We start from the raw sequence: 21,483 nt of genomic DNA on the forward strand, positions 1-21,483 counted from the left end.
ACTAGTTTCAGTTCTCCCGAAAGCAAGGTCCCCGTATGTCGAAGTCCGCGTGCTGCCTTCTCGTCCTCGCCGTCACGGCCGGCCTCACCGGCTGCAGCGATGTCGAGCCGGACCAGCCGCCGACCGAGCAGCTGGTCAATCGGCCCGCCGCCGCGCCGGCGCGGGAGGCCGCGCCCAAGCCGCGGGCGACCCCGCAGCCGCTTCCGCAGCTGCCTCGCGGGGGCCGTCAGCTCTTCCCCACCTACCAACTCGTCGCCTTCGTCGGCACCCCCGGCTCACCGGCTCTCGGTCCGCTCGACAGCAATCTCGACGAGCGCGCGCGACGGCTGGAGCGCCTCGCGGCGTCGTACCGGGCCGGGCGGCAGGCGCTGCCGGTGATGGAGTTGATCGTCGTGGTCGCCCAGGGCGCACCGGGCAAGGACGGCAAGTACCGGTCACGGATCGACCCGCGGCAGATCGACCACTATCTGGCCGTCGCCCGCAAGCACAAGATGCTGCTGATGCTGGACGTGCAACCCGGCCAGGCGAAACCCCTCGACGAGGTACGCCGGCTCGAGCCCTGGCTCAAGCAGCCCGATGTGGGACTGGCCCTCGACCCGGAGTGGCAGGTCGGCCCCGGGCAGGTGCCGGGTCGCGTCTTCGGTCGCACCTCCGGCGCCGAGCTGAACAGTGTCGCCGCGTACCTGTCCACGCTCGTCGCCACCCATCGGCTGCCGGAGAAGCTCTTCGTCTTCCACCAGCTCAGCAAGCCGATCGTCCATCAGCAGGCCTCGCTGCGCGCCCACCCAGGGGTGGCGATGGTGAAGTCCGTCGACGGCATCGGCAATCAGGGCCAGAAGCTCGCGACGTACCGCGGGCTGACCACCGGGCTCCCGAAGGGCATCCGCACCGGCTTCAAACTCTTCTACACCGAGGACACCCGGCACGGCGCCCTGATGACGCCCGCGCAGGTGCTGGCCGTGCGGCCACGCCCGGAGCTGGTGATCTACGAGTGAACCGGCGACGCTTCCTCGCCCTGGCAGCTACCTCGACAGTGGTGGGCGGATGCGCCGACACAGCTCCTGACACCGCCCCGGTGGTCGTGGACTCCGCCGTTGCCCGACCACGCGTCACCACATCACCCCGTACTCCGAAGCCGGCCGTCGCCAAGGTTCGCGCCAACGAGCTGGGCCAGATCCCGGTGCTCATGCACCACCGGCTGGTGACAGGATCCGGGCCGGTCGGGAGCTACGACATGACGCCGGCGTTCTTCCGCCAGGAACTCGAGCGGCTGCACCGCGAGAACTACTACCCGATCCGCGCGATCGACCTGGTCCTCGGCGAGTTGGGCTCGGTCCCGGCCGGCAAGACGCCGGTCGTGCTCACCTTCGACGACAGCACGCCGGGTCAGGTCACCTTCGACTCGAGCGGGCAGGTCGCGCCTGACTGCGCTCTGGGCATTCTCCGGAGCTTCCATGCGCGGCATCCCGATTTCCCCGCAGTCGCGACCTTCTACATCAACAAATCTCCCTTCGGACTCAACGGCTCGGCCGCGACTCGGGCCTTGGTCCGGCTGACCGAGCTGGGCTGCGAGATCGGCAACCACACCTGGAGCCATCCGAATCTGGGGTCGTTGACCACGGCGCAGGCCGAGGCCGAGATCGGGAAGCTGGCCGCGCTGGTGAGCCAGGCGACCCCGCGTTCGCCCGCGCGCACGCTGGCTCTCCCGCTCGGCGTCCATCCGCGGGATTCCCGCGTCCTGGCTCGTGGCGGGAGTGGCGGTACGGCGTACCGGAATCTGGGGGTCATGCTGGTCGGTGCCGAGCCGTCCCACTCGCCTTTTCATCGCGCGTTCGACCCGATGGCGGTGCCCCGGATCCGTTGCAGCTCGCACGATCGCGGCGACGGGGACCTCGAGCTGGGCTACTGGCTGGACCGGCTCGCGGCCCAGCCGGAGCTCAAATATGTTGCCTCCGGCACTGCGGGGCGCATCACCGCACCGCGCTCGCTGAAGCCGGAGATCGGGCCGGCCTTCCGCGGCCGCGCGACCTGGTACTGAATTCGCCGCGGCCACAGCGCATCACGTGGTCGGTGGCGGGTACCGGCCGAGCATGGTTTCCGTGTGGAGTGCTACCGCAGAGGTTCCGTCGTACGAGCCGTTGCTGAGCGATCAGCGAGCTGACGTGGTCGTGGTCGGTGGCGGGTGGATCGGCCTGACCACCGCTCTGCTGCTGGCTCAGGACGGCGCCGACGTCATCGTGGTCGAAGCCGGCCGGATCGCCACCCGGACGAGTGGGAACACCACCGGCAAGGTGACGTCCCAGCACAGCGCGATCTACGCGGACCTGCTCGACCGCCACGGCCACGACAAGGCCGGCCTGTACGCCGAGGCCAACCAGGCCGCGATCGACCAGGTCGCCGCGCTGGTCCAGACGCACGGGATCGAGTGCGAGCTGACCCGGGCACCGGCCTTCGTCTACTCGACGGAGTCGGAGGACGAGATCAAGCGGGAAGCCGAGGCGGCCATCTCGCTGCGGCTGCCCGCGCACCTGACCGACGAGCGAGAACTCGGACTGCCCGCGGTCGCCGCGCTCCGCTTCGACAACCAGCTCCACCTACATCCGGTGAAGTTCCTGGCCGGGATTGCGAAGGCGCTGACCGAGGCGGGTGGGCAGATCTTCGAGGAGACCAGAGTCACCGACGTCGACACTGAGGACGACGGCGTACTGGTCAGCACCCAGGGCGGTCCGAAGGTCCGCGCCCGGCACGCGGTCATCGCGACCCTGCTGCCCATCGGGCTGATCGGCGGGTACTTCGCCAAGACGCGTCCGCAGCAGTCGCACGGCATCGCCGTCCGGCTGCCGGTCGAGGCACCGGCCGGGATGGCCATCTCGATCGACTCGCCCGTGCGCTCGACCCGGCCCTGGCCGGGTGGCGGCCCGAACGGCCTGATCGTGGTCGGCGGCGGTCACGAAACCGGCAGCGAAGAGGACACCGAGGCGATCTACCAGAGCCTGACCGACTGGGTCAGCTCGACCTGGAACTACCCGTGCCAGCCCGAGTACCGCTGGTCCGCCCACGACTACAGCACGCCCGACCAACTCCCGTACGTCGGCAAGACGCCGGGCAGCGACGCGATCATGGTTGCCACCGGCATGCGAAAATGGGGCCTGAGCAACGGAATGGTTGCCGCTGGCATCCTTCGCGAACTCGTTGCCGGCCGCCCCGACCCGTGGGGTGGCCTGTACGACGCCGGCCGGATCGGCGATGTGAAGGCGGTCGCCAAACTGCTGAAGGACAACGCGAAGGTCGGCATGGACTTCGCCGCCGGCCACCTGAGCCGCGCCCTGCACGGTGGGCTCGATCACCTCGAGGTCGGCCAGGGCGGACTCTTCGAGATCGACGGCAAAACCGTCGGCGCCTACCGGGACCCCGACGGTCAGCTGCACGCGGTCAAGCCCACCTGCACCCACCTCGGCTGCCCCCTCAACTGGAACAACGCCGACACCAGCTGGGACTGCAACTGCCACGGCTCGCGCTTCTCGTACGACGGAAGCGTCCTCTACGGCCCCGCCACCAAACCCCTCGACCGCTCCTAGTTCCCGAGCGGCACGCCACATCTTGCGCCTTGCTGCGGCTCGTCATATGAATGAGTCATGCATGAGTCGAACCTCTGGGCGGCGTGGACGCTGCGGAGTCACGATGTGCTGGTCGCCGCGCTGCCGGCCGGCCTGGGGCTGCGGGACGCGGCGGCGCTGACCCTGATCGCCAGCCACGACGGTTGCTCCGCCGACTGGCTGCTGGCACGGATCGGGCTGACGCAATCGGGCACGGTCCGGCTGATCGACCGCCTCGAAGGTCTGGGCTACCTCACGCGGACTCGCGCCGGACGATCGGTGCAACTGAGTCTTCTCCCAGGGGGGCACGCCGTCCTTCGCGACTGGAACCAGGCGCGAGAGGCTGCGTGCGACCAGGCTTTGGGTGGATTGACCGACGAACAACGGCAGGAGTTCGGCGCGCTGCTGGATCTCGCGCTGCGGAGTACCGGCCGGGCGCGGCTCAAGGCGGATGTGACGTGTCGGCTGTGCGACTGGGACGCCTGCGCGCGGTGTCCGGTCGACGAGTCCGTGGACGAACCATGACAGCTACTGACACTGCCCGCGCAGACTCGCTCCCCCGCTCGGTCTGGGCCCTGGCCGGCGCCTGGACGCTCGCATCGACGGCGGACAACTTCGTCCTCTTCGTGCTGTTGTGGAACGCCGAGCCACAGGGTTGGTCGGGGTTGCAGACCGCGTTGCTGGTGATCGCCATCCGGCTGCCCGCGGTCGCCGGCGGAGTACTGGGTGGCCGAGCGGTGGACCGGGCCGGGCCGACGCGCATGATCGTCATCGACGGCTGGTCGCGAGCCTTGCTGATGTTCGTTCTCGCACTGATCAGCTGGACCGGCCAACTGAACATCTGGGCTGTCCTGGCCGTGGGTGCGATCGCCGGTACGACGGCGCCGTTCAGCTACTCGGCGGCCCGCACCATGGTGCCCAGCCTGGTCGCTCCTGGCGCGCTCGGCCGCGCGAACAGCCTCCTCAGCGTTGGTGACCAGCTCCCGCTGCTGTTGGGCGCAGTACTGAGCGGCCCCGCTCTCGCGCTGCTGGGCACCGGCCCCTCGTTTCTGCTGCCGGGGTTCATGATGCTCGGTACGGCGATCATCGCGCACCGGCTACGACGCGGCGCCCGGCCTCAACCGCGATTGTCCCCAAACCCCATCTCCCACAGGGCTTCGTGGACACCACGAGTGATCGGGCTGGTCGCCCTGTCGGTCGCGTACTACTTCACCTACGGCCCGTTCGAGACCGTGCTGCCGCTCTTCGTCCGTGAGGGACTCGGCTCCGGCCTCGGCGGCTACACGCTGCTGTGGATCCTCTTCGGTGCCGCCTCGTTGCTGACCTTGCCCGCGGCGGGAGCGTTGGCCAGGCGCAGACCGGGGTTGGTGAACGCTGCCGGAGCAACTCTGTGGGGAGGCCTGATGCTGCCGCTGGTTTTCGTCGACCAACTCCCGGTGTTCGCCGTCGGGTTTGTCGTGGCGGGCGCGATCTGGGGGCCGTACTCGGCGATCGAGGCAACCGCCCTGCAGCGGTGGACACCTCCGGCCGACCACGGACGGGTCTTCGGCACCCAGCGAGCCCTGCTGGCCATCGCCTCACCCCTCGGCGCAGCGGCCGGCGCGCTCGCAGCCGACCACGCCACACCACAAACCGTGCTGGCCTTCTCGGCCGGAGGGTGCGCGGTTGCTGGTCTGCTCGCCGCCACGCTCAAAGGGCTGCGCCGGTCGGACTGACTACAGCTCTTCGAACTTCCGGAGATCGGAGCGGCCGGCACGGATCTCGATCCGGCCGTCGGTCAGTTGGTCGACTTCGGTCCAGGGCGCGTACCAGACGTCGCCGAGGTGCCGGTGGACCAGCCAGCGGATCAACGCCGGGCCGACGTGGCGTTCGTAGCCGAGCAGCCGGGTGGTGCGCTTCTCCACGATGATCAGGCCGTCGACCCGCAGCGCCGCCTGCATGGACGGCTGCAGCGGTCCGTCCTGGACCAGCCGGACGTCGGCGACGTGGCCGATCACGTCGCCGTTCGCGTCGACCACGTCGCGGCCGAGCAACTCATTCAGCCGCATGACCGGCTCCCGGGATCTTGTCGATGATGTGGTCCTCGACCCAGTCGTCGCCTTCGGTCAGGTTGAGCTCCCCCGGCGCGATCTTCACCGCGGTGTCGATCTCGACGATCTGCACCGCCGGGATCCGCTGCCGGCCGGAGACCAGGGCGCTGACCACCGGTACGTCGGCGTCCAGGTCGAGCTCGACGTCGTCGACCTTGCCGAGCAGCCGGCCGGTCTCGTGGTGGATCAGCTGCCGGTCCAGCAGGTGCAGCTGGGCGTGCAGGACGCGTCCGCTCATCTCATTGGCCGCCTTTCGTGATGATCATCAGCGGGATCGCCGCGATCGATGCCAGCAGCAACAACCCCAGGTAGATCAGGGCGAAGAAGTTCAGCACCCGGCCGTTGCGCTGTTGCCCCATGTAGCCGGGGTCGTTGGCGATGATCAGGATCGGCAGATAGGTCAGCGGCAACGCCATCGCCGCGAACACCACCGAGTACTCCGTCACCTTGACCGGATCCACCGCGGTCAGCAGCACCAGGATCGACAGCACCAGCGTGATGATCATGACCAGGTGGAACCGCGACGCCTCCCGCGGCCGGACGAACTTGCCCCACTGCCAGCCGAAGTACTGCGCGATCGTGTAGCCGCAGGACAGCGCGGTCTCCAGCGCCGCCCCGAAGGTCGCCGCGAACACGCCCAGCAGCACGATCGCCAGCCCGAGCTTGCCGAACGCGATCGCGGCCGGCAGCGTCACCTGGCCGAGCGTGTCGACCTGGATGCCGGCCGGCAAGTAGAGCACCGCCGCACACCCCGCGATCGCCAGCGAGAGCAACCCGCCGAGCGGGAAGCCGACGAAGACGTTGGACCGCTCGGTCATCAGGTCGTTGCGCCCCCACTTCTCCTCCACTCCACCGGAGGAGAAGAAGAACACCTCGTACGGCGTCATCGCGGCGCCGAACAGCGCGATCGCGAAGTACGCGTAGGTGGCCCAGGTCTCGTGCCCGATCGGCTGGGGATTGGTTGCCTGATGCATCAGATCGCCCCAGTCCGGGCCGAGCTTCCACAGCGCCACCGCGAAGACGATCAGCAGCAACCCGAGCAGGCCGAACACCTGCTCGAGATGGGAGAACTTGACCCGCCAGATCACCAGCCAGACGGCGAAGGCCGCCAACGGCACCCAGAGCAGGTAGTTCACCCCGCTGGCCAGTTCGAAGGCCAGCGCGACACCGCCGATCTCGGCGATCAGGGTCAGCATCGTCACCAGGAACGACGCGACCAGCGCGAGCAATCCGGTCCGCCGCCCGAGCCGCTCGCGGATCAGGTCGAACACGGGTCGCCCGGAGACCGCGACGACCCGGCCCGCCATCTCGGCGTACAGGCAGATGCCGATCACGCCGAGGACCACCACCCAGGCCAGCCGCATCCCGAACCGGGCGCCGACCAGGGCGTTGGTGACCAGGTCACCGATGTCGACGAAGCCGCCGATCGCGGTCAGGATGCCGAGCGTGACGGCGAGCAGCTTCTTCACTTGGCCTGCTCCCCCAGCTTGGCCAGCTGGTCGCCGGTTTTGCCGAGCTCGTCGACCTGGCTGCGGACCTTCGCCAGGTCACCGGAGCGGAGTGCGATCCTCAGGTCGGTGACGCCCTCCTCGGCGGTCGACAACGCCTCGGTGGTCTGGTCGTAGATCTTGCGCGACTCCGCCGTCTCCGGCTGCCGGGCGCTGAACGAGGTCGCCACCTTGCCGAGCGCTTCCTCGGCGTCGGTGACCAGCACGGTCGTGGTGGGCGTGATGATCTTCTGGTCGAGGAGAGACTGGCCGGCCAGTCGCGCCGTTCTCACCTGCGAAACCGCGTCCCGGGCGGCCTTGGCCCCCTCCGTCCGCATCTGCTGATCCGGGTCGCCACACCCGGCCAAGCCGAACACCAGACCGCAGATCATCGCGACCGACCCGACCCTTCGCATCCGCCACCTGTCCTTATCCGATAGCCGTACAAACGCCTGGTACCCACCGAAGGGGTGCCGAAGCAACCATCGCCCGGCGGCGGCGATCAGGTGAGGAGGCGGGCCACCGACCGTTCGAGCTTCATCCGGACCGTGTGCTTGTCGAGATCCGAGCCGGTCTTGTCGATCGCCCGCGCGATGGTGCGGCCTTCCTCGTACTTCGTGATCACCCGCGGGTCGACGTACGACGCCCGGGCCACCGCCGGCGTGTTGCCGAGATGCTCCGAGACCTCCGTCAGCATCGCCTTGACCGCGGCCTTCTTGGCCGTCTTGGTCTTGGGCGGGTCGGCCTGGGCGAGCGCGACGGCGGCATGCACGGTGGCGGTCCAGGTGCGGAGGTCCTTGACCGTGTAGTCGTCGCCGACGAGTTCGTGGAACCGTTCGTTGATCTGGTCCGCGGTGACGTCGTGCCAGCCGTCCCGGTCCCGGTAGACGAGCAGCAGCGGGCTCTTGTGCCTGCTGCGCTTGAGCGCGGTGACCGCCGAGACCAGCTTGCGGTCCTCCAGTTCGAGGGTCCGGCGAACGCCGCCCTTGGCGGTGAAGTCGAAGATCAGCTCACCTTTCCGGACCTGGACGTCGTCGCGCAGCAGCGTCGCCGCTCCCCGGCTGCCGTACTCGTCGGCGTACTGCGTGTTGCCGGTGCGGAAGACGCCGTAGTCGAGCATCCGGAGCGCCACCGCGAGCACCCGCTCGCGGGTGAGCCCCTTCGCGCACAGGTCGCGGTCCACGGCTTTGCGGAACGCCGGGAGGCGTGGCACGAGGCGGCGTACCCGCTCGTGCTTGTCGGCGTCCTGGTCGGTGCGCCACTGGTCGTGGTACAGGTACTGCCGGCGGCCGGCCTCGTCGGTGCCGACGGCCTGGATGTGGCCGTTCGGGTAGGGGCAGATCCAGACGTCCTGCCAGGCGGGCGGAATCGCCAGCGCCCGGATCCGCTCGACCACCTCGGCGTCGCGAATTACCTTGCCCTCGGCATCCAGATAGCTGAACCCCGCTCCGCGCCGGCGCCGGCTGAACCCCGGCTGATCGACGCTGGCCCGCCGCAACCGCACCTGACCTCCCGTTGGCTCGGATCAGGCCACCTGGTACCCAGCGGGCAAACTGGTTTCCCTTCGGGTACGGGACCCGGAGAGTAGCGAGGAGACCGATGAGCGACGAGCAGAAGGCCGGGGGTTACCGGCGCGACGAGGAAGACGAGCGGGAACGCCTGGACCGGCACTGGGCCGAGCTGCTGCAGGAGCTGCGGCTGGCCCAGACCGGCACCCAGATCCTGTTCGCCTTCCTGCTCAGCATCGCCTTCACCAACCGGTTCCAGGACGCCGACCGGTTCACCCACGACGTCTACGCGATCACCCTGGTGGCCTCCGCGCTGGCCGCCGGCCTGTTCCTTGCCCCCGTCTCGTTCCACCGGATCGTCTTCCAGCAGCGGATGCGGGACCGGATGATCCCGATCGCGAGCCAGATGACCAGCGCGGGAATGGTCTTCCTCACCGTGGCGACCACCGGCGGCATCCTGCTGGCCATCGACGTGGTCCTCGACCGCCGGCTGGCGATCATCACCGCGACCGGCGTCCTGCTCTGGTTCGTCTTCTTCTGGTACGTCCTGCCCACCTGGATCAAGCGCGCCAGCCGCCGGGGACCGGCCAACGGCGACACCTCGGGGCCGTAGCATCGGGCGGTATGTCCCAGAGCTCGTTTCCGCCGCCGCAAGACGGCGCTCCGCAGTACGGGCCACCGCAGTACGGCGGCTCCCCGAGGCGTAGTCGGGGGCCGGTGATTCTTGTTGTGGTGCTCGGGATCGTGCTGATCGCCGTACTGGCCGTGGGTGCGGTGGTGTTGCTGCGGGCTGACGAGTCTGGGGAAGGGAAGGGCGGTGCGCCGGCAGCGGGCGCCGAGGCTGTGCAGTTCCGGCCGGTGCTGAAGGCCGAGCCGGGTGGGTGCAGTGCCTCGACCTCACCCTCGGCGGAAGGTACTGCGTGTGGGCCGGACGGGATCCGCTACACGCTCGGCAAGGTGGAGCTGGACGGCACCCATGTGTCCGAGGTGAAGAAGCCCATCTTCCGCGACGCGTCGGGCTGGACCGTCGGGTTGACCCTGGACGCCGAGGGAGCGCAGACGTTCAGCCGTCTGACGTCCGAGCTGAGCAAGAAGACGCCACCGCGGAACCAGCTCGCGATCGTGGTCCGGGGCCGGGTGGTGACCGCGCCGTCCGTGATGTCACCGATCACCGGCGGCCAACTCGAGATCACTTCCAACTACACCCAGAAAGAAGCCGAACAACTCGTCAAGGACATCACCGGCTGACGCCCGCGGGTGGCTCTGCGGTCAGGGAGCCGTTGACCTAGCCGTCGGCGAGGTGGGTGAGGATTCTCAAGAGGGCACGGCGGTCGGTTGCGCTGAGGTCGGCTAGCAGGTCGTCCTCCATCGCCCGGACCTGAGCCCGTACTGCGGTCAGCCGGCTCTCGCCTTGCGGGGTCAGCCGGACTCTGCGGTGACGCCGGTCCGCCGGGTCCTGCTCGCGGACGATCAAGCCGTCGTGTTCCAGCTGGTCGAGCAGCGGGATCAGCCGCGACTTGTCGTGCCCGATCGCGGTCGCCAGCGCCAGTTGACTGTCAGCGGGCTCCCGGGCCAGGTGCGTCAGCACGGCGTACCCCCACATCGACAGCTCCTGCTCGGCCAGGAGCGGTTCCTCGGCGGCGATCAACCGCCGGGTGATCCGGCCGAACAGCGATCCCAGGTCTTCGCGCTGCATGCTCGGATGATAAGTGCTGGACAACGATAAGCAGTTGCGTATGATATGCACATGCCTACTAATCTGTTGATCGCCCACACCCGTTCCATCGCGATCGCCGCACCGCCGGAGAAGGTCTTCGAACTGGTATCCGATCCGAACGCACTGCCGCGCTGGGCTCCCGGCTTCGCGCGCACCATCCGGCGCGACGGCGAGCACTGGGTCGTCGAGAACGACCAGGGCGAGGCGCGGATCATCGTCCGCAGCTCCGCCGACCAGGGCACCGTCGACATCCTGAACGCCGAGAACCCCAGCCAGGGCGCGTTCACCCGCGTCCTACCGAATGGCGAAGGCAGCGAGTACCAGTTCACCACCCAGTTCCCGCCGGAGGTGCCCGAGGAAGCCGTCTCCGCCCAGCTGCTCGTCATCGAGGAAGAACTGCGGACCATCCGCGATCTGTGCGAGTAGTCCCACAACCGCTTACCGGGGTGCACCTTGGCCTAGTACGGTGCTGGGCCAAGGAGGAGTCCGCCGATGACACTTCGCCGATCGATCCTCGCGGTGGCCGGCGCGAGCCTGGTCGCCGCCACCGCGTTGGCCGGGCCCGCGGGCGCCGGCGTACAGAACAGGCCAGAACCGGATCGCCGCCAAGCAGTCGGGACAGCAGCCGTGGCTGCGTCGGCCTGTTCAGTCCAGGTGGGTGCGGTGAATACCGCCGGGATGAGCGGCGGCTACAACATCGTGGCCACCAAGCCGGTGCAGGTGGGCGAGTTCGTGCCCTACAAGCTCTTCGGCATCCGCGCCAGCGCCACCTGGTACTACTACCGGGAGCCGACGAGGAACTACTTCCGAGGGCTCGTGCTGCAGGGCAGCAACTTGTACGCGGCGTACGAGATCTACCAGGGTTCCTCGGACGTGCCGACGGTCAGCGCGACGAAGGTCGGTATCGGCTGGTCCGGGTTCAGCACCATCGCGACCTCCAACTTCGTACAGGGCACCACGCCTCATCGCTACCTCTACGGTCTGCACACGAACGGTTCCCTCTACCGCTACAACGTCAACGGCCCGGTCAGGTCCTACGGGTCGGCGCCGGGTTATCGGTCGTTCAAGACCATCACGGTGATCGCCGAGACCGCGACGTACGACACCTTGCTCGCCACCACGAAGACCGGCGCCCTGTGGACCATCCGCGTCCCCGTCACGGCGCCTCTCAAGGCGACCCTGAAGCAGGTCCGCACGACCGGCTTCCAGGCCTACGAGCAACTGATAGCCCAGCGCTGCGGCACCACCAGCACCCTGCTGACCGCCTTCGACAACGACGCCAACACAGCCACCGTGTACGCCGTCAGCCGCGCCACCGGAGCCAGCACCCTCATCAACACCATCGACACCTTCCCCGCCACCTTCGACGCCCCCACCCACCACCTCTACACCGCCAGCGGCGGCCCCCAACTAGTAGGCGAGTAGCACCTACTAGTTTGAGGGCCGGCGGTCAGCTGGTTTTGGCTAGCATCAGCCAGCTGAGTTGGATGTCGGGGGAACGGGTGGGGGTCACCGAGACGGTGATTTTGCCGTCTGGGGTTGGGGTGATGTTGGGGTATTCGCCGGCTGTGGGGGTGGTGGTGAAGAGGCGTTGGGGGTCTACGACTGTGTTGTTGACGGAGATGCCGGCGGCTCGGTTGGCCCAGGGCCAGGGGTCCCAGTAGCCGGCGTGGACGGTGTACGTGCCCGGCTCCAGGTTGCTGAAGTCGTAGCTGAGGGCTTCCTTGTTCTTTGCCCAGCGCAACGTTGTGTAGAGGTTGTCACCGGCACCGCCGTAGGTGCCGCTGGTGCCGGTGAAGCCCCACGTGGCCGCGGTCTTCGGGTCGACGCCGATCGGCTGCTCAGGGACGGAGTTCAGTACTGCGCCTTCGGTCGCGGCCACCTCGACGGTTCGCTTCCAGTCGGCGGTGACGGCGCCGCCCGCGTTCACGACGTACCGGAGGTTGTGCGGTACGACGAGAACGGAGCGGGTGAAGGTCCGCCCATCGGCGAGTGTCCCCCGCACCTGGCTCGGCCCTGGTTGGGTGACGGTCGACGCATCCCAGGTGACGCCGAGCATCTGGGTCCGCCCGCCCGCGGTGACCGACACGTTGGCCGGAAGGTTGCTCGTGTCCCGCAACCAGACATGATCGGGAAGCACAGTGTCGACCGTCCACCGCTGGTACGGCTTGAGATCCGTCAGCTTCCACTCGGTATCCGGACCGATCGACAGACTGCCGCCCTCACCGAACTTCATCGGCATCCACACGTACGGCGAGTTCGCCAGGTCGTTCGGCGTCCAGCGGTCAGCCATGAAGACGAACTTGTTGTTCGCCCGGTCGACCGGGATCACCGACGTACTCTGCGACCGGAACGTGTCCGCGGCACCGGCCCCCGCAATCGGATTCCCCTGATCGGCCCAAGCGCCCAGGACACTCTTCGCCGTCGCGTACCGAGCCGGATTGGGATCCCAGCCGGTCGCACCCGACGTCACCAGGTAGTAGGTGCCCTCGGACTTGAACATCGCCGGCGCCTCGCGCTGCGAGCACGGCAGCGTGCGGACGAAGTCCTTGCCCAGCACGGCTTCGCCGGGCGCTGCGGACAGATACGTGTAGGCCCGGTTGAGCTTGGAGACGTACATCGTCCGGTTCTCCTCGGACGAGTAGATGATGTACGCCGTACCGTCGTCGTCGACGAACAGGTTCATGTCCCGCGCCATTCCACCGGCCGGGTCGAACGCGGACGACGTGCCACACCACGGGACCGAGTCGCTGGGCACGCGGTTGAGCCGGTACGAGTCGATCCACCGGAACGGGCCCTTCGGCGAGTTCGAGACCGCGACCCCCGCCTCGGCCCGGGCGTACGTCGAGGTCATCTCCGGTGTGGTCGGTCCGTCCGAGTGCACCCACATGACCCATTGCCGGGTCGCCTTGTTGTAGATGACCTTCGGCCGCTCGAGAATCGACGGAGCGGCCCAGCCGTCGGCCCGGACCTTGTTGGTCGACAGATCGCGCCAGACGACTTCCCGCTGCGCGGCGCTGTACTCCTTGTAGAGCTTGGCGAAGTACTTGTCCCCGGTGAACTGCTCCTTCGAGCTCATGGTTCGCAGTACGACGCCTTGGTCCTTCCAGTTGTAGAGGTCGTACGACGAGTACAGGTGCACGCCCGGGCTGTCGTAGTACCCGTTGCTGCGGTCCTCGCCGTACCAGTACCAGATGCGTTTGCCGTCGTCATCGGTTGCCTGCAGCACCTGACCGCCGTGGGCCTGGATGACCTTGCCGTCGGTGTCGCGCCACTCCTGTCCGGGGCGGAACGAGGTGGCCGGGTTGATGAGTTCGGCTGAGGCGGGCACCGCGGTCAGGGTCACAGCGAACAACCCGACCAGGGCGAGCGAAACGCTCCGCCAGACACGTGATCTCATGAATCTCCTAGGACGTCTTTACTTGAGGTAGCTCGCCAGAGCGAAGTGCTGGTCGCGGATCGCCTGGGCCACCACCCGGGCGATCTTGTCCGCGCCGGCGGCTTCGAAGTGCGTGTGGTCGTTGCAGAAGAAGGCGCCGACGGCGCCCGAGCTGTAGTCGCCGTTGTTGGGGCAGAGCTTGAGCGTGTTGTAGAGGGTGTAGCTCAGTTTGTGCAGGTCGATGACGGCCGTTCCGGTCGCGCTGCCCGCCGCGAAGGTCTGGGAGAGGAATCCCCGAGTTCCGACGGCTGTGCTCCCGCTGCATTTGATGGCCGAGACGGGCGTCAGCAGCACCGGACGGGCACCCCGGCTCTTAGCCGCGTTCACCATCATCGTGAGCAGGCTCTGGTACCGCGCCGTACCTACGTGCCGCGGGCAGTTCGGGTCACCGTCGTTGATGCCGAACTGGATGAACAGGTAGTCGCCGGCCTGCATCCCGGTCGACGAGTTGAGCATGTCCAGCCAGCGCTGGTGGTAGGTCTTCGGGTTCACGATGCACTCGCCGGACGAGTCCTTCGTACCGGTCACATTGCCCTCGTACAGCCAGGTCTGGATGCTCCGGCCGCCGACGGCCCTGTTCACCACGGTCACCTGGTCGTTGAACAGCGGGTCGAACTGCCGTCCCCAGCCCACCGGGCAGGTCGACGAGCCGTTCGCCATCGTCGAGTCACCGGCCAGCCAGATCTTGGGGCCCGCGGCAACAGCCTTCACCGTCGGCTTGGCGGCACAGTCGGTCGACGCGGTCTGGTCGGTCGATGCGGCCTGGTCGGCCGCCGCAATGGTGCTGCCGGCAATGATCGGCGCGAGCCGGTCGGCGATCTTGCGGTGGCCGGCGTCGTTGGGGTGCACGTTGTCCACCGTGTCGGTGGCCTCGTTGATCCAGCCGTCGGTGGCGACGAACCGGATCTTCGCGTCACCGACCGCCGCGACGGCCTGCCGCGTCTCGTTGATGTAGCGCTTCCGGAACGTCTGCAGGGCGATGATGTCGGCGGCCGGGTACTTCGCCCGCACCCGCTTCAGCAGCGTGACGTAAGCAGCCTGGAAGTTCGCACCCGAAACGCTGTGCCCGGCATCGTTCGTCCCGAGGTTGATCACCACCGTGCTCGCCTGGTACCGCGAGAAGTTCCAGTCCGGCGTACTGGCGTCGAGCCCGGTCTTCAGGAAGCGGTCGCGCACCCCGAGGCACCCGTCGGCCGACGGATACAGACACGCGCCACCGACCGCGATCTGGGTGTGCCCGGCCTTGAGCCGCTCCCCCACCAGCCACGGGTACGCCGTCAGCGTCTGCAGGCTGGACCGTTGCCCGACGGTGATCGAGTCACCGACGAACTCGATGATCTTCGACGGCACACTCGGTACGACGGTCCGCGCGCCCGGATCGAGGATCACGCCCTGGAAGACGGCGTCACCGCGGTACGAGCCGGCCACCGGGCGGTACGAGACCCGCAGGCTGTGGGTGCCCGAGGCAAGCGGTCGCGGGGTGAGGTTCACGGTGCCGCTGACGCCCGGGTAGGAGACGAACGGCCCGCCGTCGATACTGGCGAACAAGTCGATGGTGTTGCGCTGGCGAAGTTTGACGGTGGTCCCGGTGAAGCCGAGTGCGACATAGGCACCGGCCCACTCCGATTTGTAGGCCGTGGAGGTTCGGGTGTCCCAGCGGCCGAAGTACCGGAGGTTCGGATCGGACGGCGAACCGTCGCCGGCGGCGGCGGACGCGCCGCCGGCCGGGACGAGGGCGAGAACCGCGGCGAGGACCAGGACGACGAGCAGCGACAATTTGCGCGGCAAAGTGATCACCTGACTATGGGGCGGGGCGGAAGAATAGTACTGTTAGCGCTAACAGCGATTTCCGAGGGTAATGGTCCGGTCACACAGTGGCAAGAGGTCGGCGAATGGCAGAATTCGGCTCGACGAGATGATGGGAGCTGGAAACGTGTCCAACGGTTCAGACACCGAGCGTGCCTCCGGGGCGCCGGCGACCTCCCCCCGACGCCCGCCGAGCTTGGCCGACGTAGCCGTCCTGGCGGGGGTTTCCCACATGACGGTGTCGAGGGTGATCAACGACAGCGAGCTGGTCCGGCCGGCCACCCGGGAGCGGGTCCGGGCCGCGATCGACAGCCTCGGCTACCGGCCGAACACGGCCGCCCGGGCGCTGGTCACCGGGCGCACGGGGACGCTCGGCGTGGTGACCATGGACTCGACCCTGTACGGGCCGGCCAGCACGCTCTACGGCATCGAGTGCGCGGCCCGCGAGGCCGGCTTCGCGATCACCGTCTCGAGTGTGAGCAAGCCGGACCGCGGGTCGATCGCCGAAGCTGTGGAGTCGCTGCAGCGCCAGGCGGTCGAGGGCATCGTCGTGATCGCCCCGCACGTCGCCACGGCCGAAGCACTCAAGTTCGCCCCCCAGGGCATTCCGCTCGTCGCCGTCGGCGGCGCGCCCCCGCCGATCCCGGCCATCTCGGTCGACCAGTACGACGGCGCCCGCCTCGCGACGGAGCACCTGCTGTCGTTCGGCCACAAGACGGTCTGGCACGTCAGTGGGCCGTCCGACTGGCTCGAAGCCAGTGAACGGGAGCGCGGCTGGCGCGAGACGCTCAAGGCCCACGGCATCCGGCCACCGCGCCTGACCAAGGGCGACTGGAGCCCGCTGTCGGGGTACGAGGCCGGGAAGTCGCTGGCCAAGGAGTCCGGCCTCGGCGCCGTGTTCGTCGCCAACGACCAGATGGCGCTCGGGCTGCTCCGGGCGTTCGCCGAGGCCGGGATCAGCGTGCCCGGTGACGTCCAGGTGGTCGGGTTCGACGACGTACCGGAGGCAGAGTTCTTCAACCCGCCGCTGACCACCGTGCGGCAGGACTTCAACGAGGTCGGCCGGCGGACCTTCGGCCTGCTGTCGGAGCAGATGAACGGCGGGCAGCCGGGCAGCGAGCAGATCGCCGCGACGTTGATCGTGCGGCAGAGCACGCAGCCCGGCTGACCGCCGGCGGCAGACCTGCGGGGGTCAGGTCTGCCGGCGGGTCAGGTCTGCCGGCGGGTCAGGAAGCGCTGGATCACCACGAAGATCAGCAGCAGCGCGCCGATGGAGATCTTCGTCCACCACGAGCTCAGCGTGCCGTCGAACGAGATGAAGGTCTGGATCGTGCCGAGCAGCAGGACGCCGAACATCGTGCCCAGCACCATGCCCCGGCCGCCGGTCAGCAGCGTTCCGCCGATCACCACCGCGGCGATCGCGTCGAGCTCCATCCCGACGGCGTGCAGGCTGTACCCCGACAGCGTGTAGGCCGCGAACAGCAGGCCGGCCAGCGCCGAGCACAGACCGCTGATCGTGTAGACGCCGACCTTCACCAGGGCAACCCGCAGGCCCATCAGGTGCGCCGAGCTCTCACTGCCGCCGACGGCGTACACCGTGCGGCCGAAGCGGGTCTGGTGCAGCATCCAGGCGGCGACCGCGAAGATCGCCAGCGCCACCACGACACTAGGGGTGATGTGGTAGCCGCCCGGCAGCGGCACCGTCCCCTGGGCAAACTTGGTCAGGCCGGGGTCGCGGATCGGGATCGACTCGACGCTGATCAGGTAGCAGAGGCCGCGGGCAAGGAACATCCCTGCCAGCGTGGCGATGAACGGCTGGACGTCGAAGTAGTGGATGACCAGGCCCATCAGCGTCCCGAGCACGGTGCCGGAGACCAGGACGGCGATCACCGCCGCGATCACCGGCCAGCCCGCTTCGAGCGTCGAGGCCGCGATCATCGTGGACAGCGCGACCACCGACCCGACACTCAGATCGATGCCGCCGGCAAGGATCACGAACGTCATGCCGACGCCCAGCACCAGCAGGAAGGCGTTGTCGACAAAGAGGTTCATGATGACCTGGGGGTCCGCGAACCCCTCGTAGCGCAGCGATCCCGCACCGAACATGCCGATCAGCAACGCGACGGTGGCCGCCACCGGCAGGTAGCGTCCCGGCGGGCTGTACCTGCGGATGCGGGTCGCCAGCGCGGGCACCGCGGTCGTGGTGGTCATGCTGCCTCGGTTCCGGCGGCGGGAACGGGAACAGGCCGGCTCGGCCGGCGATTGCGCAGCGCGGCCCGCGCCTTGGGCGACTGCAGAAGACAGACCGCGATCACGACTACCGCCTTGAAGAGATAGTTGGCCTCGGCCGGAATCCCGATGGTCGGGATCGTGGTGGCGAGGGTCTGGATGAACATCGCGCCGATCAGCGTGCCGGTGAGCGAGAACTTGCCGCCGGCCAGCGACGTGCCGCCGATCACCACGGCCAGGATCGCGTCCAGCTCGATCCACAGCCCGGCATTGTTCGCGTCCGCCGCGCTGGTGTTCGACGCGATCATCAACCCCGCGATCCCGGCGCAGAACCCGCTGAACACGTAGACGGTCCAGGTGATCGTGCGGGCGTGGATCCCGGCCAGCCGGCTGGCCTCCGGGTTGATGCCGACCGACTCGATCAGCAGGCCGAGCGCGGTCCGCCGGGCCAGCACGGAGGTGATGCCGAAGACCGCCAGCGCGACCAGGATCGCCACCGGCAGCGTGGCGAAGAAGCCCGCGCCCAGCACCTTGAACGCCGGGTTGGTGACCGTGGTGATCTGGCCGTCGGTGATCAGCATCGCCAGCCCACGGCCGGCGGTCATCAGCACCAGCGTGGCGATGATCGGCTGGATCCCGATCACCGAGACCAGGAAGCCGTTCCACAACCCGAGCAGGATGCAGACCCCGACCGCCAGGAAAATGGCCGTGATCACCGTGGAGGTCGCGCTCTCGTTCGATCCCGCGATGTACACGCAGGCGACGGCACCGGAGATCGCGGCCACCGCCCCGACCGACAGGTCGATCCCCCGGGTGGCGATCACCAGCGTCATCCCGAGCGCCACCAGCAGCACGGGGGCGCCGTTGCGCAGGATGTCGATCAGGCTGCCGTACAGGTGGCCGTCCTGGATCCGCATCGACACGAAGGACGGTGTCACCGCCGTGTTCAGGCCGAGCAGCAACAGCAGCGCGAGCGTCGGCCAGAACAACGGCCGGCGGACCAGGTCACGCATCGGACTTCCTTTCCTCGGTCGCCGTCGTCCCCGCGATGATCGTGAGGATCTCGGCCACGGTGACGCTGTCGGTGTTGAACCGGTCCGCGATCTTCGCCCGGTCCCGCATCACCAGGAGCCGGTCGCTGAGCCGGAGTACTTCCTCCAGCTCGGCGGAGATGAACACCACCGACATGCCTTCGGCCGCCAGTTTCGCGACCAGTTGCTGGATCTGGGTCTTGGCGCCGATGTCGATCCCGCGGGTCGGCTCGTCGAGGATCAGCAACTCCGGCTTGGTGATCAGCCAGCGCGCCAGCAACACCTTCTGCTGGTTGCCGCCGGACAGGTTGCGCATCAGCGCGTTGGGCTCCGGTGGCCGGATGTCCAGCGCCTTGATGTACTCCGAGACCAGCCGCTCGCGCGTCCGGGCCGGGACCGGCCGCAGCCAGCCCCGGGACGCCTGCAACGTGAGCAGCATGTTGTCGGCGACGGTCAGGTCCTCGACCACGCCTTCGGCCCGCCGGTTCTCGCTGGAGAACGCGATCTTCGCGCCGATGGCGTGCCGCGGCGTACGGAACTTGTGCTTGGTACCACGGACCTCGATCGAGCCGGAGTCCGCGGTGTCGGCGCCGAACAGCAGGCGGGCCAGTTCTGTGCGTCCCGACCCGAGCAGACCGGCGATGCCGATCACCTCGCCGTCGTAGACCTCCAGGTCGACGGCCTGCAGGCTGCCCTTACGGCTCAGCCCCAGCACCTTCAGCAGCGGTACCCGGCCTTCGACCGGAGCCGGCGCCTCGGCGTGGTGCTCGAGCTTCTCGAGGGTCTCCAGCTCACGGCCGATCATGGCCTCGACCAGTTGGAGCCGGCTCACGTCCTTGGTCAGGTACTCGCCGACCAGTTTGCCGTTGCGCAGCACGGTCATCCGGTCGGAGATCTCGAAGACCTGGTCCAGGAAGTGCGAGACGAACAGGATCGCCACGCCCTGGTCCCGCAGTGTGCTCATCACCGTGAACAGCCGGGCCACCTCGTCGGCGTCCAGGCTGGAGGTCGGCTCGTCGAGGATCAGCACCCGCGCGTCGATGTCGAGCGCCCGCCCGATCGCGACCAGTTGCTGGACCGCGATCGGGTGGTCGCCCAGCGCCGAGCCGGGATCGATCGAGAGACCGAGCCGATCCAGGATGGACCGGGCCCGGGCGTTCATCGCCCGGACGTCGATCCGGCCGAACCGGTGCGGTTCCCTGCCCAGCAGCATGTTCTCGGCCACCGTCAGGTTCGTGCACAGGTTGACTTCCTGGTAGACGGTGCTGATGCCGGCGGCCTGCGAGTCGGCCGGCGAGGTGAACCGGTGCTGCTCGCCGGCCACCGTCACGGTGCCGTCGTCGATCGTGTACACGCCGGTCAGCGCCTTGATCAGCGTCGACTTCCCCGCGCCGTTCTCGCCCATCAGGGCGTGGACCTCGCCCGGAAGCAAGCGGAAGTCCACCCCCTGAAGCGCTTTGACACCCGGGAAGCTGATGCTGATGCCCCGCATCTCGACCACTGGCATGGTCAGCGACGGCGAGAGGGCCGCAGTGGTCACCTGGGTCATCAGCTGATCAGTACTGACGCGAGGCCAGCGCCGCCTTGGCCGCTGCCTGGTCGAAAGCGGTCTCCTCGGTCAGCACCCGCTGCGGGACGTCCTGCTTGGCGACGACCTTCTTCGCCAGGTCCATCAGTTGCGGGCCGAGCAGCGGGTTGCACTCGACGATGTAGTTGATCTTGCCCTCGGCCAGCGCGGTCATACCGTCCTTGACCGCGTCGATGGTGATGATCTGGATGTCCTTGCCGGGCTTCTTGCCGGCCGCCTCGATCGCCTCGATCGCGCCCAGGCCCATGTCGTCGTTGTGCGCGAACACCACGTCGATGTCCTTCTGTGCCTTCAGGAACGACTCCATCACCTTCTTGCCGCCGTCACGGGTGAAGTCACCGGTCTGCGAGGCCGCGATGGCGATCTTCGGGTTGGCCTTCATGGCCTCCTCGAAGCCTTCCTTGCGGTCGATGGCCGGCGCGGCACCGGTGGTGCCCTGCAGCTCGACGACCTTGACCGAGCCGTCCTTGTTCACGTCCGCGGCGTCGCCCTGCTTGACCAGCCACTCGCCGGCCTTCTTGCCCTCGAGCACGAAGTCCGAACCGAGGAAGCTCTTGTAGAGTGTGGTGTCCTTCGAGTCGACCGCGCGGTCGGTCAGGATGACCGGGATGTTGGCCCGCTTGGCCTCCATCAGCACGGTGTCCCAGCCGGTCTCGACGACCGGGCTGAAGGAGATGACGTCCACCTTCTGCTGGATGAAGGACCGGATCGCCTTGAGCTGGTTCTCCTGCTTCTGCTGCGCGTCGGAGAACTTCAGCTCGATTCCGGCGGCCTTCGCCGCTTCCTGCACGGACTTGGTGTTCGCCGTCCGCCAACCGCTCTCGGCACCGACCTGGGCGAAGCCCATCGTGATGCTGTCACCGCTACCGCCACTGCCACTTGCCGCGCTCGTCTCGGGTTTGTCGTCCCCACACGCCGCCAGGCTTCCGGCGAGCACCAGACTCGTCGCAGCCGCCATCAGTCTCTTCACCACAGCACTTCCTCCATCTTGG

22 protein-coding genes are annotated in these 21,483 nt (G+C 68.1%); 10 read left to right on the plus strand and 12 right to left on the minus strand.

The window, feature by feature from the left end:
• Positions 1-35: 35 nt before the first annotated feature.
• The 5 genes from AB0F51_RS24740 to AB0F51_RS24760 are packed head-to-tail and all read left to right on the plus strand — an operon-like array spanning position 36 to position 5,311.
• Positions 36-995, plus strand: coding sequence for a hypothetical protein (locus AB0F51_RS24740; protein WP_360283771.1), 960 nt, complete (start codon positions 36-38; stop codon positions 993-995).
• Positions 992-2,038 (plus strand): polysaccharide deacetylase family protein, encoded by a 1,047-nt coding sequence (locus AB0F51_RS24745; RefSeq protein WP_360283773.1) that lies wholly within the window; start codon positions 992-994, stop codon positions 2,036-2,038. The genes AB0F51_RS24740 and AB0F51_RS24745 overlap by 4 nt, the downstream gene beginning before the upstream one ends.
• A 52-nt stretch (positions 2,039-2,090) precedes the next feature.
• Positions 2,091-3,578: an FAD-dependent oxidoreductase gene (locus AB0F51_RS24750; RefSeq protein ID WP_360283775.1), complete on the plus strand. Its 1,488-nt coding sequence runs from the start codon at positions 2,091-2,093 to the stop codon at positions 3,576-3,578.
• Between the two features lie 57 nt (positions 3,579-3,635).
• The gene (locus AB0F51_RS24755; RefSeq protein WP_360283777.1) at positions 3,636-4,121 is read left to right on the plus strand and encodes a MarR family winged helix-turn-helix transcriptional regulator; all 486 of its coding nucleotides are present in this window, start codon (positions 3,636-3,638) and stop codon (positions 4,119-4,121) included.
• On the plus strand, positions 4,118-5,311 hold the full coding sequence (locus AB0F51_RS24760; protein WP_360283779.1) for an MFS transporter: 1,194 nt from the start codon (positions 4,118-4,120) through the stop codon (positions 5,309-5,311). Before AB0F51_RS24755 ends, AB0F51_RS24760 begins: the two co-directional genes overlap by 4 nt.
• Here AB0F51_RS24760 and AB0F51_RS24765 read toward each other — a convergent pair whose 3' ends face one another.
• The 5 genes from AB0F51_RS24765 to AB0F51_RS24785 all read right to left on the minus strand — a co-directional run bounded on the left by AB0F51_RS24765 (position 5,312) and on the right by AB0F51_RS24785 (position 8,677).
• The gene (locus tag AB0F51_RS24765) at positions 5,312-5,644 is read right to left on the minus strand and encodes a PRC-barrel domain-containing protein (protein WP_360283781.1); all 333 of its coding nucleotides are present in this window, start codon (positions 5,642-5,644) and stop codon (positions 5,312-5,314) included.
• The gene (locus tag AB0F51_RS24770) at positions 5,631-5,924 is read right to left on the minus strand and encodes a hypothetical protein (protein WP_360283783.1); all 294 of its coding nucleotides are present in this window, start codon (positions 5,922-5,924) and stop codon (positions 5,631-5,633) included. The genes AB0F51_RS24765 and AB0F51_RS24770 overlap by 14 nt, the downstream gene beginning before the upstream one ends.
• A 1-nt stretch (position 5,925) precedes the next feature.
• Positions 5,926-7,155: a divalent metal cation transporter gene (locus tag AB0F51_RS24775; protein WP_360283785.1), complete on the minus strand. Its 1,230-nt coding sequence runs from the start codon at positions 7,153-7,155 to the stop codon at positions 5,926-5,928.
• Positions 7,152-7,589, minus strand: a complete 438-nt coding sequence (locus AB0F51_RS24780; protein WP_360283787.1) for a hypothetical protein — start codon at positions 7,587-7,589, stop codon at positions 7,152-7,154. The genes AB0F51_RS24775 and AB0F51_RS24780 overlap by 4 nt, the downstream gene beginning before the upstream one ends.
• 86 nt (positions 7,590-7,675) lie before the next feature.
• Positions 7,676-8,677, minus strand: a complete 1,002-nt coding sequence (locus tag AB0F51_RS24785; RefSeq protein WP_360283789.1) for a DNA topoisomerase IB — start codon at positions 8,675-8,677, stop codon at positions 7,676-7,678.
• A 95-nt stretch (positions 8,678-8,772) separates the two neighbouring features.
• Here AB0F51_RS24785 and AB0F51_RS24790 point away from each other — a divergent pair, with 95 nt between their 5' ends.
• Entirely contained in the window at positions 8,773-9,294 is a 522-nt protein-coding gene (locus AB0F51_RS24790; RefSeq protein WP_360283791.1) for a DUF6328 family protein, read from the plus strand.
• A gap of 11 nt (positions 9,295-9,305) precedes the next feature.
• Positions 9,306-9,929 (plus strand): hypothetical protein, encoded by a 624-nt coding sequence (locus AB0F51_RS24795; protein WP_360283793.1) that lies wholly within the window; start codon positions 9,306-9,308, stop codon positions 9,927-9,929.
• A gap of 37 nt (positions 9,930-9,966) precedes the next feature.
• On the opposite strand, the gene AB0F51_RS24800 is transcribed toward AB0F51_RS24795, so the two are convergent.
• Positions 9,967-10,377: a MarR family transcriptional regulator gene (locus AB0F51_RS24800; protein WP_360283795.1), complete on the minus strand. Its 411-nt coding sequence runs from the start codon at positions 10,375-10,377 to the stop codon at positions 9,967-9,969.
• 51 nt (positions 10,378-10,428) lie between these two features.
• On the opposite strand from AB0F51_RS24800, the gene AB0F51_RS24805 reads away from it, so the two are divergent.
• Both AB0F51_RS24805 and AB0F51_RS24810 read left to right on the plus strand, forming a co-directional pair.
• On the plus strand, positions 10,429-10,824 hold the full coding sequence (locus AB0F51_RS24805) for an SRPBCC family protein (protein WP_360283797.1): 396 nt from the start codon (positions 10,429-10,431) through the stop codon (positions 10,822-10,824).
• Between the two features lie 66 nt (positions 10,825-10,890).
• On the plus strand, positions 10,891-11,823 hold the full coding sequence (locus AB0F51_RS24810; RefSeq protein WP_360283799.1) for a hypothetical protein: 933 nt from the start codon (positions 10,891-10,893) through the stop codon (positions 11,821-11,823).
• Positions 11,824-11,848: 25 nt separating this feature from the next.
• Here AB0F51_RS24810 and AB0F51_RS24815 read toward each other — a convergent pair whose 3' ends face one another.
• Complete coding sequence (locus AB0F51_RS24815; RefSeq protein WP_360283801.1) at positions 11,849-13,798, minus strand: glycoside hydrolase family 43 protein; 1,950 nt, start codon at positions 13,796-13,798, stop codon at positions 11,849-11,851.
• A gap of 18 nt (positions 13,799-13,816) precedes the next feature.
• A complete protein-coding gene (locus tag AB0F51_RS24820; RefSeq protein WP_360283803.1) occupies positions 13,817-15,634 on the minus strand; it encodes a GDSL-type esterase/lipase family protein in 1,818 nt (605 codons plus the stop codon).
• Positions 15,635-15,755: 121 nt separating this feature from the next.
• Here AB0F51_RS24820 and AB0F51_RS24825 point away from each other — a divergent pair, with 121 nt between their 5' ends.
• Positions 15,756-16,811, plus strand: a complete 1,056-nt coding sequence (locus AB0F51_RS24825) for a LacI family DNA-binding transcriptional regulator (protein WP_360284106.1) — start codon at positions 15,756-15,758, stop codon at positions 16,809-16,811.
• A 41-nt stretch (positions 16,812-16,852) separates the two neighbouring features.
• Here the strand turns inward: AB0F51_RS24825 and yjfF are convergent, their stop codons facing one another.
• The 4 genes from yjfF to AB0F51_RS24845 are packed head-to-tail and all read right to left on the minus strand — an operon-like array spanning position 16,853 to position 21,464.
• On the minus strand, positions 16,853-17,854 hold the full coding sequence (gene yjfF / locus AB0F51_RS24830) for a galactofuranose ABC transporter, permease protein YjfF (protein ID WP_360283805.1): 1,002 nt from the start codon (positions 17,852-17,854) through the stop codon (positions 16,853-16,855).
• Entirely contained in the window at positions 17,851-18,885 is a 1,035-nt protein-coding gene (locus AB0F51_RS24835; RefSeq protein WP_360283807.1) for an ABC transporter permease, read from the minus strand. Before AB0F51_RS24835 ends, yjfF begins: the two co-directional genes overlap by 4 nt.
• The gene (locus AB0F51_RS24840) at positions 18,878-20,452 is read right to left on the minus strand and encodes a sugar ABC transporter ATP-binding protein (RefSeq protein ID WP_360283809.1); all 1,575 of its coding nucleotides are present in this window, start codon (positions 20,450-20,452) and stop codon (positions 18,878-18,880) included. Before AB0F51_RS24840 ends, AB0F51_RS24835 begins: the two co-directional genes overlap by 8 nt.
• 7 nt (positions 20,453-20,459) lie before the next feature.
• Positions 20,460-21,464, minus strand: a complete 1,005-nt coding sequence (locus AB0F51_RS24845; protein ID WP_360283811.1) for an ABC transporter substrate-binding protein — start codon at positions 21,462-21,464, stop codon at positions 20,460-20,462.
• Between the last annotated feature and the right edge of the window lie 19 nt (positions 21,465-21,483).

This window comes from Kribbella sp. NPDC023855 (assembly GCF_040639475.1).
In the GTDB taxonomy this organism is placed as follows: Bacteria; Actinomycetota; Actinomycetes; order Propionibacteriales; family Kribbellaceae; genus Kribbella.